Annotated in this window: 10 protein-coding genes; 5 read left to right on the top strand and 5 right to left on the bottom strand. The window is 66.9% G+C overall.

Annotated features, from left to right (window positions below):
• Positions 1–129 precede the first annotated feature (129 nt).
• The 3 genes from ACQR10_RS30685 to ACQR10_RS30675 form a co-directional block, all read right to left on the bottom strand.
• Complete coding sequence (locus ACQR10_RS30685; protein ID WP_315804897.1) at positions 130–1785, bottom strand: hydantoinase B/oxoprolinase family protein; 1656 nt, start codon at positions 1783–1785, stop codon at positions 130–132.
• Between the two features lie 2 nt (positions 1786–1787).
• Positions 1788–3872 (bottom strand): hydantoinase/oxoprolinase family protein, encoded by a 2085-nt coding sequence (locus ACQR10_RS30680; RefSeq protein ID WP_316216078.1) that lies wholly within the window; start codon positions 3870–3872, stop codon positions 1788–1790.
• 788 nt (positions 3873–4660) lie between these two features.
• Positions 4661–5170, bottom strand: a complete 510-nt coding sequence (locus ACQR10_RS30675; RefSeq protein WP_434912186.1) for a DUF6789 family protein — start codon at positions 5168–5170, stop codon at positions 4661–4663.
• A gap of 112 nt (positions 5171–5282) precedes the next feature.
• Between ACQR10_RS30675 and ACQR10_RS30670 the strand changes: the two genes are divergently transcribed.
• The 3 genes from ACQR10_RS30670 (at position 5283) to ACQR10_RS30660 (ending at position 8346) form a co-directional block, all read left to right on the top strand.
• Positions 5283–5789 carry a Spy/CpxP family protein refolding chaperone gene (locus ACQR10_RS30670; protein WP_315804900.1) on the top strand — a complete coding sequence of 169 codons (507 nt, stop codon included), beginning with the start codon at positions 5283–5285 and terminating at the stop codon, positions 5787–5789.
• A 108-nt stretch (positions 5790–5897) separates the two neighbouring features.
• The gene (locus ACQR10_RS30665) at positions 5898–7886 is read left to right on the top strand and encodes a DEAD/DEAH box helicase (RefSeq protein WP_316216079.1); all 1989 of its coding nucleotides are present in this window, start codon (positions 5898–5900) and stop codon (positions 7884–7886) included.
• 58 nt (positions 7887–7944) lie between these two features.
• A complete protein-coding gene (locus ACQR10_RS30660) occupies positions 7945–8346 on the top strand; it encodes a DUF2177 family protein (RefSeq protein ID WP_316216080.1) in 402 nt (133 codons plus the stop codon).
• 108 nt (positions 8347–8454) lie between these two features.
• Here ACQR10_RS30660 and ACQR10_RS30655 read toward each other — a convergent pair whose 3' ends face one another.
• Positions 8455–9114 (bottom strand): peroxiredoxin, encoded by a 660-nt coding sequence (locus tag ACQR10_RS30655; RefSeq protein ID WP_434912185.1) that lies wholly within the window; start codon positions 9112–9114, stop codon positions 8455–8457.
• 365 nt (positions 9115–9479) lie between these two features.
• Between ACQR10_RS30655 and ACQR10_RS30650 the strand changes: the two genes are divergently transcribed.
• Positions 9480–10049, top strand: coding sequence for a hypothetical protein (locus ACQR10_RS30650; protein WP_315804904.1), 570 nt, complete (start codon positions 9480–9482; stop codon positions 10047–10049).
• Positions 10050–10221: 172 nt separating this feature from the next.
• Positions 10222–11346, top strand: a complete 1125-nt coding sequence (locus ACQR10_RS30645) for a S1C family serine protease (RefSeq protein WP_316216081.1) — start codon at positions 10222–10224, stop codon at positions 11344–11346.
• Positions 11347–11534: 188 nt separating this feature from the next.
• Here ACQR10_RS30645 and ACQR10_RS30640 read toward each other — a convergent pair whose 3' ends face one another.
• Positions 11535–13391 (bottom strand): alkaline phosphatase family protein, encoded by a 1857-nt coding sequence (locus ACQR10_RS30640; RefSeq protein WP_316216082.1) that lies wholly within the window; start codon positions 13389–13391, stop codon positions 11535–11537.
• Between the last annotated feature and the right edge of the window lie 89 nt (positions 13392–13480).

The following is a 13480-nucleotide window of genomic DNA, read 5'->3' as shown; positions in this document are numbered from 1 at the left end:
TCCATGAGGACGCCCCTCATGGTCAATGTGCAGCACCGATAGCGGTGCTAAACCCTCATGGTGAGGAGCGTCGCTCTTGCGACGCGTCTCGAACCATGAGGCCACCAATGTTTCGACTGGCATGAGATCTCACCGCGCCTGCCCGTAGACCTTTGCCGCGTTGTCCGCCGACACCAGCCCGCTCTCGACATCGCTCTGCACGAGCTCCGCCGCGCGTTCGCGGGGATCGCCGATGCCTGCACCGCCCGGCGTCAGCACCACCAGCCGGTCGTCCGGCGGCACGGTCTGAAAACCCTTGCCACGCAGCTTCTTGCCCGACGCGAGCCCGACATAGCCGGCTTCGCCATGGTGGCCGCCGTCGCGGCCGCGCGGCGGGTGGTCGATGCGGTCGAAGGCGGCGAGGATGTCGAACGGCGCGTCGACGCCGCTGCCGACCTCGATGATCTGGCCGAGGCCGCCGCGGGTGCGGCCGGCGCCGCCGGAATCCGGCCGCAGCTCCTTGCGCCAGAAGATCAGCGGCGTCTGCGTCTCCGCGATCTCGACCGGCGTGCCGCGCACGCCGGAGGGATAGGCGGTAGCCGACAGCCCGTCCTTGTCGAAACGGGCGCCTGTGCCGCCGTTCGACGTCACCGCCATCGAGAACCCGTAATTGCCGCCGGCGCCGGAGCGGGTCTGGCCGCGGACGTTGAGATTCCACAGACACGACGTGCCTTCGGCGGGCACGCGCTCGGGGATGATCTGGCGCAGGCAGCCGAACACCACGTCGGGCAGCATCTGGCCGATGACATGACGCGAGGCGACGGGCGCCGGCTTCGGCGCATTGAGGATCGCGCCCGATGGCGCCGACACGGTCAGCGGCGATAGCGAGCCGGCATTGTTGGGGATCGCGGAGGCCACGACGCAACCGAGCCCGAACACCGTGTAGGCCGTGGTGTAGGACAATGGCACGTTGATACCGAATTTCGAGGCGGGCGAGGTGCCGTCGAAGTCGACGTGGATGCCGTTCTCCGAGATCGTCAGCGCCGCCTTCAGGGTGACAGGCGCATCATAGCCGTCGACCACCATCTCGTTGCGCCAGGTGCCCTTGGGCAGCTTGGCGATCTCGGCCAGGACGGCGTCGCGCGAGCGGTCGCAGATGTAGTCGCCGAGCGTATCGAGCGAGGCGATGCCGAACTCGGTCATCATCTCGACCAGGCGCTGGCAGCCGACATCGTTGCAGGCGGCGAGCGAATAGGTGTCGCCTTCGGTGTCCACCGGCAGCCGGGTGTTGGCGCGGATCATGGCCATCAGCGTCTCGTTGACGACGCCCTGGTCGATCAGCTTCAGCATCGGGATGTACAGCCCCTCCATGAATACGTCGGTGCCGTCGGGGCCGAAGCCGATGCCGCCGATATCCATCAGATGGCTGGTGCAGGAGAACAAGGCGACCGGCTGGCCGTCCTTGAAGCAGGGGGTGGTGACGACGAAATCGTTGAGATGCCCGGTGCCCATCCAGGGATCGTTGGTGATGTAGGCATCGCCGGGCTTCATCGTGTGGATCGGAAAATGCGCGATGAAGTGCTTCACCGACTCCGCCATCGAGTTGACGTGGCCCGGCGTGCCGGTGACGGCCTGCGCCAGCATGCGGCCGTTCAGGTCGAACACGCCGGCGGAGAGGTCGCCGCATTCGCGCACGATCGGGCTGAAGGCGGTGCGCAGCAGCACCTGGGCCTGTTCCTCGACCACGGCGATCAGCCGGTGCCACATGATCTGCAAGTCGATCAGGCTGCTCTGTGATGGACTCATTGTCAGGCCGCCTTCCGTTCCATGACGATGCTGCCGGCACCATCGATATGCGCGTCAAAACTGTTGGAGATGAAAGTCGAGGTCTCGTCCTCGGCGATCACGGCGGGGCCGGCGATGACCGCGCCCGGCGCCATCTGCTCGCGGCGATACAGCGGGATCTCGACGAAGCGTCCGGCGCGGCCGTCGAAGAACCTGCGGTGCCCCGCAGCCTTGCCCGCAGGCTTGCGCTGCACCTCGGTGACGGCGGGCGGTTGGTGCGCTTCCGTCGTCGCGAGCACCGACCAGCTCAGGACCTCGATCGCCGCACCGGGGATCGGGCGCTCGAACAGCGCGGCATAGCCGGCCTCGAAGGTCGTACGCAGGGTGGGCAGGTCGTCCGCCGTCAGGGGGCGGTTCGGCAACTCGACATTGATCTCGTGGCCCTGGCCGACATAGCGCATGAAAGCCGAGCGGCGCTCGCGCAACGGTGCGCCGGCCGCACCAGGCTCCACCAGCGCGCGGGCCTCATCGGCCATCTCCTGCAGCAGGGTGGAGACGAGCGCCGTGTCGAAATCATCGAGCCTCGCATGGCGGCTGCGCACCAGCTCATAGGCGATCGGTGCCGCGAGGAAGCCGACGGCCGAGCCGACGCCGGCGTTCGACGGCACGACCACCCTGGCGACGCCGATCTTCTCGGCGACGCGCGCGGCATGCAGCGGCGCGGCGCCGCCGAAGGCGATCAGCGTGTGCTGGCCGATCACGGCGCCGCGCTCGACGGCATGGACGCGGGCCGCGCTCGCCATATTCTCGCAGACGACCTCATGCACGGCGTAGGCAGCGGTCTCCGCATCGAGGCCGAGCGGGGCGCCGACGTCGCGGAGCAGGGCCTGTTTCGACAGTTCGGGATCGAGCCTGATGGTGCCGCCGGCAAACGCGTCGGGATCGATCATGCCGAGCGCGACATCGGAATCGGTGACCGCCGGGCGCTGGCCGCCGCGGCCGTAGCAGGCCGGACCCGGCTCGGAAGAGGCGCTCTCCGGGCCCACGGTGACGCGCTTCATCGCATCGATGCGCGCGATCGAGCCGCCGCCGGCGCCGATCTCGACCATCTCGATCACGGGGATGCGCACCGGCAGGCCCGAGCCTTTGAGGAACCGCGCGGCACGGTCGACCTCGAACACACGCGAGCTCTCCGGCTCGAAATTCTCGATCAGGCAGATCTTGGCGGTGGTGCCGCCCATGTCGAACGACAGCACCTTGCGCTCGCCGAGCGTAGCTGCGATCTGGCCGGCGAAGATCGCGCCGCCAGCGGGACCGGATTCGACGAGCCGCACCGGGAAGCGGCGCGCCGTGGCGATCGAGGTGACGCCGCCGCCCGAGGTGACGAGATAGATCGCGCCGCGGAACTGCTCGATTTGCAGCGCCCGCTCCATGCGCGCGAGATAGCTGTCCATCAACGGCTGCACATAGGCGTTGGCGACCGCGGTCGAGGTGCGTTCGTATTCCCGGATTTCGGGACAGACCGCCGAGGACAAAGTGACCGAGACATCAGGCATCGCCTCGGTCAGGATCTCGGCAGCGCGGCGCTCATGCGCGGGATTGGCGTAGGCGTGCAGGAAGGCGACGGCGATGCTGGCGACATCGAGGGCGCGCAACTGCGGCACCAGCGCGCGCACCGCCGCTTCGTCGAGCGGCAGTCTGACGTCTCCGTGGGCATCAACGCGCTCGGGCACGGTGAAGCGCAGGGAGCGCGGCACCAGCGGCTTCGGTTTGTCGATCGAGAGATCGTACTGGTCGTAGCGGCTCTCGGTTCCAATATCCAGAACATCGCGGAAGCCGGACGTTGCGATCAGTGCGGTCCTGGCGCCGCGGCGCTCGATGATGGCATTGGTCGCGAGCGTGGTGCCGTGAATGAAGACATCGATGTCGCAGATGCGCGCCTTCGCGTCGGCGAGAATGAGACGGGTGCCGTCCAGCACGGCCTGCTCCGGCTGCGTCGGCGTGGTCAGCAGCTTGCGCGTCCGGCGCTGCGTACCGATGTCGAGAACGATATCGGTGAACGTGCCCCCGATATCGACGGCCAGCCGGACTTCGGCTCCTTCAAGCATTCCATGTCTCCGCAAGCGACGAACTGATGTGCGATTTGAGCAAGTCCCATGCCATTGCGCCAGCGGGTATGCAGTTTGCTGCTCTGCGTTTGCTGCGGTGCGGACTTGAGGTCGCGGTGCGATGGGCGATCAACTTGGCCGATCGGCTTGCTGTTGTTTGCGACACCGTCATGTCGCCACGCGCGACGATTGGCGTGAGACCGACGATCATCTCCACAACGTCATTCCGGGGCTCGCCGTGCGGGCGCCCCGGAATGACACCGTGTGTTGATCGAACGCGCCAAACATGACTTCGCATTCCCGCGGCACGATGGGCCCGAGTTTCTGCTGCTTGCTCACCCTCCGCAAACGAGAGGGTGCAGGGAATGCCGGGTGAAGGCCTCACCCATGGCCCGCCTGCGAAAAAAATGCAGGCGGCAGGTACCACAGGCAAAGCCGAACACTCCGGCATTCCCTGCGCGGTGGTCTTCACGCTTATACGCAGTCTCCCTGGTGCGCCGGCTTGTTGGCCACCATTGTCCGCGCGATGCGCAAGCATCGTCACGAGCGTGATACCAGCTTCGGGGTATCGGGACGCTGCGACTTCACGTCCGCAATCATGCCGGTCGTCTGCGCGAAATGCGCGTCCGGCATGAATCGCGGCCACCGCATCCCGCACCGACGTTCGTGACGACGCGTACGTCCCTCTGCATGGGCAGGACGACGCGGATCATACATGAGTTACGAGAAAACGAAAGAAAAAAATTCGGTCTTTTCGAAATGACGCCAGGGGTCCCTCCCGGCGGCGCTCAGACGTGACCGCCGTCTCCGCGGCCGACCTCGATCTTCTGATCCGGTCCCTGCAGAGCCGCATACACGGCGCCCAGCACGACGCTATACGCCTCGACCATCGCCAGCGAGAACAGCGCCGGGCCGGCGCCCAGCCCGAGCGACGTTGCGAACGGTCCAAGGCCGATGGCGGGAAACAACACGATTCCGAGCAGCAGCCAGCCGGCGAGCCCGAGCAGGAAGCCTTTGGCGACACCGCTGCCGCCGGGCAGGCGGTGGAAGAAGCGCCCGAACAGCAGGCCGATCAGGAAGGCTCCGTTGAGCTGCGAGAGCAGCCACAGCGGCGCCCCGTCCTGCATCGCTCGGGCGAACAGGGGCTGGAGCGTATCGAGCAGCGCCGAGGCGGGATCGAACTGCGGCAACAGGTGAAGCCCGCTCTTGAGCTCCATCACGCCTATATGAGCCAACGTCCCGCAGCCCGATGCGACCGCCGACGTCCATATCCAGCGATAGCTGCGTATCGTTGTCATCTCCTCAATTTGGCCGTCGCCCATCATTGGTCCGTTGATCTTGCTCAAAAGGCAAGTTCGCCGTGCGCTTAGTTTGCGCGAACTCATTGGTGCCACGTCGAGGAGTTCTGCCATGCGATTAGATCCACGCGCGCTGGTGTTCGCAGCCGCAATCGTGACCGTCACCGCCGCCCCGGGCCTTGCCCAGCCGGGCGCAGGCGGACCGGGTTGGGGGCCGGGCATGATGATGGGGCCGGGGATGATGGGCGGCCGAGGGTTCGGCTTCCTCTGCAATCCCCGCATGGCCGGATTTGCCGAATGGCGGATGTCGCAGATCGAGGCGGCCATCAAGCCGAACGACACGCAGCGGGCGCGGCTCGATGATCTCAAGGCGGCATCGGCCAAAGCTGCGGAGCTGATCACGAAGGACTGCCCGGCGACGCCGCCGGCCAAGGCGACCGACCGCCTCGCGCTGGCGGAGCAGCGCCTCGACACGATGCAGCAGGCGATCAAGATCGTCCGGCCAGCGTTCCAGGCGCTCTACGACTCGCTCGACGACAAGCAGAAGGCGGCGATGGACAGCAGCGGGCCCCGCAACTGGGGTTGGCGTCACTGGCACTGGCCGTGGAGCGACGAGTAGCGGCGTAGCGGGGGCCGGGGAGCGCCGCGTTGATTGGGTGCGGGCGGGCATGGCGATTTCGCTCCGCATGGCGTAAAGCCATCGGAATCAAACGAGGTTTTCCGTCAATTGCCCTTTCCCGCGACCCATCCGCCGCTCGCCCGCGCCCTGGCCGAGCGCAACTATGAGACTCCCACGCCCGTCCAGCTCGCGGTGCTCGCGGACGACGCCGTCGATCGCGACCTCCTGGTGTCGGCCCAAACGGGGTCTGGCAAGACCGTCGCCTATGGGCTGGCGATGGCGGCGAATCTGTTGGGTGACGCCGAACGGTTCGCGCCGGCGGCGGCGCCGCTGGCGCTGATCGTGGCGCCGACGCGCGAGCTGGCGCTGCAGGTCCAGCGCGAGCTCGGCTGGCTCTATCAGCACGCCGGTGCGCGCGTCGTCTCCTGCGTCGGCGGCATGGATCCGCGCCGCGAGCAGCGCGAGCTCGAGGCGGGCGCCCATATCGTGGTCGGTACGCCCGGGCGTCTCTGCGATCATCTGCGGCGCGGGCGGCTCGATATCTCGGAATTGAAGGCCGTGGTGCTCGACGAGGCCGACGAGATGCTCAATCTCGGCTTTCGCGAGGACATGGAGTTCATTCTCGAGACCACGCCGGAGACGCGCCGGACCCTGCTGTTCTCGGCGACCTTTCCGCGCGGCATCGTGGCGCTGGCGAAGCAGTATCAGGACGACGCGTTCCGGATCGAGGTCGAGGGCGATGAAGGCGGGCATGCCGACATCGAGTACCGCGCCATCCGCATCGCCGCCGACGATGTCGAGCATGCGGTCGTCAACGTGCTGCGCTTCTACGAGTCGCCGAGCGCGATCGTATTCTGCAACACCCGCGAGGCGGTGCGTCATCTGCAGGCGGCGCTGCTGGAGCGCGGTTTTTCCGTCGTCGCGCTGTCGGGTGAGCTCACCCAGAACGAGCGGACCACGGCGCTGCAGTCGCTGCGCGACGGGCGCGCGCGGGTGTGCGTGGCAACCGACGTCGCGGCACGCGGCATCGATCTCGCGAAGCTCGACCTTGTGGTCCACGCCGAGCTGCCGAACGATCCCGAGGTGATGCAGCATCGCTCGGGCCGCACCGGCCGCGCCGGCCGCAAGGGCGTCAGCGTGCTGCTGGTGCCGCCGGCGCGGCGGCGGCGGGCGGAAACGCTGCTGAACCTCGCCGGCATCGAGGCCGCCTGGGGCGCGGCGCCGCAGGCTGACGAGATCCGCAAGCTCGATCAGGAGCGCATGCTGCACGACCAGGTGTTCACCGAGGAGACGACGGCGGAGGATCTGGCGCTCGCGCAGGCGCTGCTGGCGGAGCGGTCGGCCGAGGACATCGCCGCCGCATTGGCGCGGCTCTATCGCGCGCGGCTGCCGTCACCCGAGGACATTCTCGATCCGGGCCAGGATCGCGGCCGCCCGCGCCAGGATCGTGGTCGCGACACCGCCCGGCCGGCGCGCGGCGAGGAGCGGCCACCGTCGCCCCGAACGAAGACCGGGAAGCCGTCGGCGCGCCACGGCATGGGCGAGCCGAGCGTCTGGTTCCGGGCGGCGATCGGGCGCAGGAAGAATGCGGAAGCGCGCTGGCTGCTGCCGATGATCTGCCGTCGCGGCGGCATCGACAAGCACGACATCGGCGCCATCAAGATCCAGGACACGACGACCGAGTTCGAGATTGCCGCGCGCGTCGCCGACGCCTTCGCGGCGAACATCCGCCGTCCCGACAAGGAGGATACGATCCGCATCGAGCCGCTGGCGGCTGCGCCGTCGGGGCAGGGGGCCGCCGACAAACCGCGTCCGGAGAAGCGGGCGGCGCGGCGCGAGGCCGAGCCACGGCGCCAGGCAGAGGAAAGCGCCTACCATCCGCTGCATCGCGATCAGCCTCGCCGGGACAAGGAAACTCCGCCGCGGAGCAGGGCGCATCACGACGCTCCGCCGTCGAAGTCCGGCCATGCCCAGGCGTTCACGAAGAAAAAGAAGCACGGCGACAAGTCCAGCCGTGGCGGACCGGCGTTTCCGTCTCATAGCCCACGGTCGAAGGCGCCTGGTGGAAAGAAGCCCAAGACCAAGCGTCGCGGCTGACGGCACCGGCCGATCCCGCGCCGACGGCAGTGCGTGAAACGTGAAGGAGGAGCCGTCCTTGAGCCGCTACGCCGTCCTGTATTTTGCAACCCTGGCCGTGCTGCTCGGCTTCGACATCCCGTTCCTGAGCATCGTCGCCAAGGGCTTCTTCCAGTCGCAGGTCGGCGAGATGCTCGGCGAGATTCGTCCCGTGCCGGCGGTGCTGTTCTATCTGCTCTATGTCGTGGGCGTTCTGATCTTCGTCAGCGGCACGCTTGATGCGACCTGGCGCTCGACCTTGCTCTATGGCGCGCTGTTCGGGCTGTTCTGCTACGCGACCTTCGAGCTGACCTCGCTCGCGATGCTCAAGCAGTGGACCTGGACGGTGGTGGCGGTCGACATCAGCTGGGGCGTGTTCGTCACGGCGGTATCGGCGACGGTGGGGTTGCTGATCGCCGACTGGGCGACGCCGCGGGCCTGAAGTGGCATCGGCCCGAAGCGCTTGGAGTCGAGGCCCAGTCAATCGAAATCCCGGGTCCGCCTCTGCGAGGCGTCCCGGGATGACGTCGTCAAACGTCGGTTGCCGACCTCACTTCGGCTGCGGCACGACGCGCAGATAGGGCTTCGGCGCCTTCCAGCCGTTCGGATAGATCGTCTTGGCCTCGTCGTCGGACACCGAGCCGGCGATGATGACGTCCTCGCCCTGCTTCCAGTCGGCGGGGGTGGCGACGCGGTGCTTCGACGTGAGCTGCAGCGAATCGATGACGCGGAGAATTTCCTGGAAGTTGCGCCCGGTGGTCATCGGGTAGACCAGGATCAGCTTGATCTTCTTGTCCGGGCCGATGATGAAGACGTTGCGGACGGTCTGGTTGTCGGCCGCGCTGCGCTTGGACGGGTCCCCGGAGATCGCCGCCGGCAGCATGTCGTAGAGCTTCGAGACGTTGTAGTCGGTGTCGCCGATCATCGGATAGTTCGGCGCCGCGCCCTGCGTCTCGCGGATGTCCTCCGACCATTTGGCGTGGTTGTAGACCGGGTCGACCGACAGGCCCATCAGCTTGACGCCGCGCTTGTCGAACTCCGGCTTCAGCCGGGCGAGCGCGCCGAGCTCGGTGGTGCACACCGGGGTGAAATCCTTCGGATGCGAGAACAGGAGCGCCCAGCTGTCGCCGATCCAGTCGTGGAATTTGATCTTGCCTTCGGTGGTGTCTGCCTCGAAGTCGGGGGCAGTGGAGCCGATCTGGAGAGCCATGGCAGTCCTCAATTCATTGCACGTGGTGGGAATAAATCTTCCAAACAGTATAGGAAATACCGCCGCGAAAGGGAACCGGCTGACGGAAAAGAGAAGATAATTGCCCCAAAGCTCACGAGGCCAACAACTTCTTTTGAGTTCCCGGGCTGCGGCGAAACATCCGTCAGACGACCGCTTGCCCAGATTTCGCCATCTGCTGGTCGCAACACGCCGCCCCCTGACGCCCCACGGCTTTGAACCGTGATCGAGGTCACTGCGGCAAATCGGCAACCGATACAAAAACCCACAGCACCGTTTCGAACCGTTAACCACTCGTTCAGACGGGCGCCGACAAGGTGGGTCAACACAGCAACTGAGAAGAGAACATGGCTACCTCTGCACCAAAAACCATCGGCATCGATGGTCTCGAACCGTCCTCCTGTGAGACCGCTGCTCTCGCGCTCGGCATCGTGCGCGACGGCGTGATCACCGGCGAGGGGCCGACCACCGCGGGACGCGTGCATTTCTCCCGCGTGCTCGATGCCGATGACGCGGCCTGGTGCGCGCGCATTCTGAGCGCCGCCGCGATCAACGACGCGCCGGTCAGCCGCGCCGAGGCCGAGGCGCTGTTCGCGATCGATGCCGCCGCAACCGAGCGCAAGGACGACGGCCGTTTCGAGGATCTGCTCGCCAAGGCGGTGGCGCATCACACCGCGGCCGCCTCCGGCCTGCCGGTGCCGCCGCGCAGCGTGGCGCTGTCGCCGGAGACCGCGATCGAGAGCTGGGCTCCGATCAATGCGCGGGGCATTCGCACCGATGCGCTGGAATGGGTCGCCAAGCAGATGCGCGGCAAGCGCCAGGGCAACCGCGCGCTGATGGCGATGGTCGCGACCCTGGTCGGCGTCACCGTGCTGCCGCTGGCGCAACTGCCCTCGATGATCGACATCGGGATGTAGGCGCGTCGCGTTCATCCAGCCGCATGAGTTCGACGAGCGCGATGATCTCATCGCGCTCTTTTCGTTTTGACCGGTCTTTCTGACCGGCGGCGATCGCATCACGGCTCTTGATGGCGCCGCCCGGCCGGTGAATCAATCGGCGATGATGCGACCGAACACGGAGAATGTCGAGATGAGCCGATGGAGCTTCGCCGCGCGTCTGTTCGCGGTGGCGGCGACGGCGCTGCTGCTCATGATGGCCTGGCAGACCTTTCCGCTGATCCAGGCCGAGCTGCTCGGGATGCGCGCCAAGCCCCGCGAGATCACGCCGCGCGGCGATCTCGCCGCCGACGAGAAGAGCACGATCGCGCTGTTCGAGAGCCGCAGCGGCTCGGTCGTCTTCATCACGACCGTTCAACAATCGGTCAACCCGTGGACCGGCAATTCGCAGCAGGAGCGCTCCGGCACCGGCTCGGGCTTCGTGTGGGACGACCTCGGCCACGTCGTCACCAACTATCACGTCATCGAAGGCGCCACCGAGGCGCTGGTCAGCCTGACCGACGGACGCTCGTTCCGCGCCGCGCTGGTCGGCGCCAGTCCGGAGAACGATCTGGCGGTGCTCGTGATCGGCGTCGGCGTCGACCGGCCGAAGCCGCTGCCGCTCGGCACCAGCGCCGACCTCAAGGTCGGGCAGAAGGTGTTCGCGATCGGCAATCCGTTCGGTCTCAGCAGCACGCTCACCACCGGCATCGTCTCGGCGCTCAACCGCAACCTTCAGGTCACGCAGGACCGCACCCTGAGGGGACTGATCCAGACCGATGCCGCGATCAATCCGGGCAATTCCGGCGGCCCGCTGCTCGACAGCGCGGGACGGCTGATCGGCGTCAACACCGCGATCTACAGCCCCTCGGGCGCCTCTGCCGGTATCGGCTTCGCCGTGCCCGTCGACAGGGTCAACCGGGTCGTGCCGCGCCTGATCGTGAGCGGCCGCTACGTCACCCCGAGCCTTGGCATCCGCACCGATCCCAAGGCCAACGAGGCGCTGTCGGCGCGGCTCGGCCTGTCCGGCGTGTTCGTGCTCGATGTCGAGCAGGATTCGGCGGCCGAGAAGGCGGGGCTCGTTCCGGCGAGGCTGACGCGAGACGGCGGCTTCGCGCTCGGCGATGTCGTGCTGGCGGTCGACGGGCAGGCGGTGGAGTCGCCCGAGGACATGACGCGCGCGCTGGAGAACAAGTCCCCCGGTGATCGGGTCGTGCTGCGCGTGCTCCGCGGCGGCAAGACCGTCGAGGTCCGTGTGACGCTCGACGTCGCGCGGTGAGTAAGTGGACCACACTCCGTCGGCGAGGAGATAGCCGTAGCCCGCATGAGCGAAGCGACATGCGGGAAAAGTGTCCCCGGGTATCGCTGCGCTCACCCGGGCTACGGCATCGCGTTTGATCGAAACAGGAGTGTCCCGCTTTCGCGGGGCACTCCGGTGATCGCATGGAAGTACTGGCGATCGACTGACTACTTCGCCGCGGCCTTCTGCTTCGGCGCCTCGTCATCCAGCCCCACGGTGCGGCCGGGGAAGCCGGCGGCGTCGAAATAGCGCTGGGTGCCGACGCGCTGCAGCTTCAGCACGGTGCGCAGGCCGCCGGCTCCCGGGTCCGATTTGACGACGTCCGACACAGCCTTTGGCGTCGCGCCGTTCGGCATCGCCTCGGTCATGGCGCGGCCGATCAGCCTGCCCTTCGGAGCGACCTTGAGGTCGAGCAGCCTGGCGGCGGTGGCGCCGACATCGGCGTTGCTGACGGGCAGCGGATCGACGAAGCCCGCCTTGAAGTCCGGACCGATGGCCGCCATGAAGTTGTAGGTATCGCCGCGGCCGAACGAGCCGTGCATGCCCTGGCCCTGGCGCAGCACGGTGTCGGCGACCTCGACCTGGCAGTTGGACGGCTGGTCGCAACCCGGCGCGACATAGGTGCGGAAGTTGACCACGATCGCCGGATGCGGCGTCACCGCCTTGCCCTGCAGGTTGATCTGCGACAGCGGCAAGGTGCCCGGGATCTCGCCGAGCTTGTCGTCGACGAAGATGCCGGAGACGTAGTCCTGCGCCAGCAGCGCCTTGACGGTGCGGCGGGCGAGCTTCCTGTCGTTGTTGGGCAAATAGATCAAGTCGGAGCCGCCGTTGGTGGCGACGACGAGATCGGGCTTGGCCGGGTCCTTGCCGAGCACGCCATTGCCGGCCTTGGGGTGCTTGCCTTCGGGCACCGCCGCGTTCTTGTCGTTCGGGTCGAACAGCGGCAGGTCGAGCGCCTTGGCGAGGTCGAGCGCCAGAAAGCCCATCGGCAGGAAGTCCTTCGGCGTGTCGTCATAGCTGACCTTGGCGGAGGGACTCGTTTTGCTCTCCTTGGAGATGGTCGAGAAGCCGTGGTCAGCCTGGACCATGATGTTGGTCGAGGCCGCCAGGCCGAGATCATCGAGCGCCTTGCGCAGCGCGGCCAGATTGTCGTCGGCGTTCTTGATGCCGGCCATCGAGGTCGGGCCGTTGATGCCCGGCGTGATGGTGTTCAGGCTGTCGCCGTGATTGTGCTGGCTGCCGTCCGGGTCGCGCGACCAGAACACCAGCACGAACGGCTTGTTGCGGGCCTTGAACATCGGCAGCACCGCCTTGGTGGCGACGTCGACCATATAGGCCTGCTGGGCGACGTTGGCTGTGGTCGTGCCCGGCGTCTTGGCGTCGCCCGCCTTGCCGTTGTCGCCGCGTGACGGCGTCGCCAGCGCCAGGCCGGCCTTGGTCAGGGCGTCCTTGATCTCGTCGGTGATCGGCACGCCGTTCTTGTTGCCGGTGGAGTCATCGATCACGATCGAGGAGCTCGCGCCCGGCTTGCAAGGGCAGCCGGTGTGGTCGAACAGATAGGTCGGGCCGAGCTTGCCGATCGCGGCGGTCGAATAGCCGGCCTTGCGGGCGAGCTTCAGGATGGTGTCCTCGTTGAGGTAGTCACCGTTGAAATGCTCGTCGATGTCGCCGAGCACGGCGTCGTTCTCGATGAAGGGCACGACAGTGTTGCCGGCCGGCGCCGAGGTGTAGCCGGTGAAGATCGTGTTCGAGAACGTGCCGGTGTCGCCGAGATAATGGCCGGTCGCCATGGCCGAGCCATTGGCCATGGTGAAGGTCGGAAACAGCGAGTGCGAATTCTTGAAGTTGACGCCCTTGTCGCGAACGGCGGCCATGGCCGGCGCCGTCTCCGGCGTCACCTTCAGCGCGCGCAGGCCGTCGGGAATGAACAGGATCAGGTTATGGGGCGTGGCGTTCTGCGCAAAAGCGGCACTGGACGACAGCAGGGTCAGTCCGGCGCACAGCAGCACGAGCGGGCGGCGCATTGAAAACTCCTGAAAAGCAATCGGCGGAATCGCGGCGTCTCGCCGCAGGGAAGAGCTTTAGTTTTGCCGGGTGACAGTTTTGTTACAAG

The organism is Bradyrhizobium sp. HKCCYLRH2060 (assembly GCF_051168135.1).
GTDB lineage: Bacteria > Pseudomonadota > Alphaproteobacteria > Rhizobiales > Xanthobacteraceae > Bradyrhizobium.
The sequence above is the reverse complement of the archived record's forward strand: the minus strand, read 5'-3'. Positions and strand labels throughout refer to the sequence as shown.

What these genes read in the sequence shown, in the direction of transcription:
- ACQR10_RS30655 (WP_434912185.1), bottom strand. Translation starts at nt 9,114, where the DNA reads ATGGCTCTCCAGATCGGCTCCACTGCCCCCGACTTCGAGGCAGACACC.
- ACQR10_RS30645 (WP_316216081.1), top strand. Translation starts at nt 10,222, where the DNA reads ATGAGCCGATGGAGCTTCGCCGCGCGTCTGTTCGCGGTGGCGGCGACG.
- ACQR10_RS30675 (WP_434912186.1), bottom strand. Translation starts at nt 5,170, where the DNA reads ATGACAACGATACGCAGCTATCGCTGGATATGGACGTCGGCGGTCGCA.
- ACQR10_RS30670 (WP_315804900.1), top strand. Translation starts at nt 5,283, where the DNA reads ATGCGATTAGATCCACGCGCGCTGGTGTTCGCAGCCGCAATCGTGACC.
- ACQR10_RS30685 (WP_315804897.1), bottom strand. Translation starts at nt 1,785, where the DNA reads ATGAGTCCATCACAGAGCAGCCTGATCGACTTGCAGATCATGTGGCAC.
- ACQR10_RS30680 (WP_316216078.1), bottom strand. Translation starts at nt 3,872, where the DNA reads ATGCTTGAAGGAGCCGAAGTCCGGCTGGCCGTCGATATCGGGGGCACG.
- ACQR10_RS30640 (WP_316216082.1), bottom strand. Translation starts at nt 13,391, where the DNA reads ATGCGCCGCCCGCTCGTGCTGCTGTGCGCCGGACTGACCCTGCTGTCG.
- ACQR10_RS30650 (WP_315804904.1), top strand. Translation starts at nt 9,480, where the DNA reads ATGGCTACCTCTGCACCAAAAACCATCGGCATCGATGGTCTCGAACCG.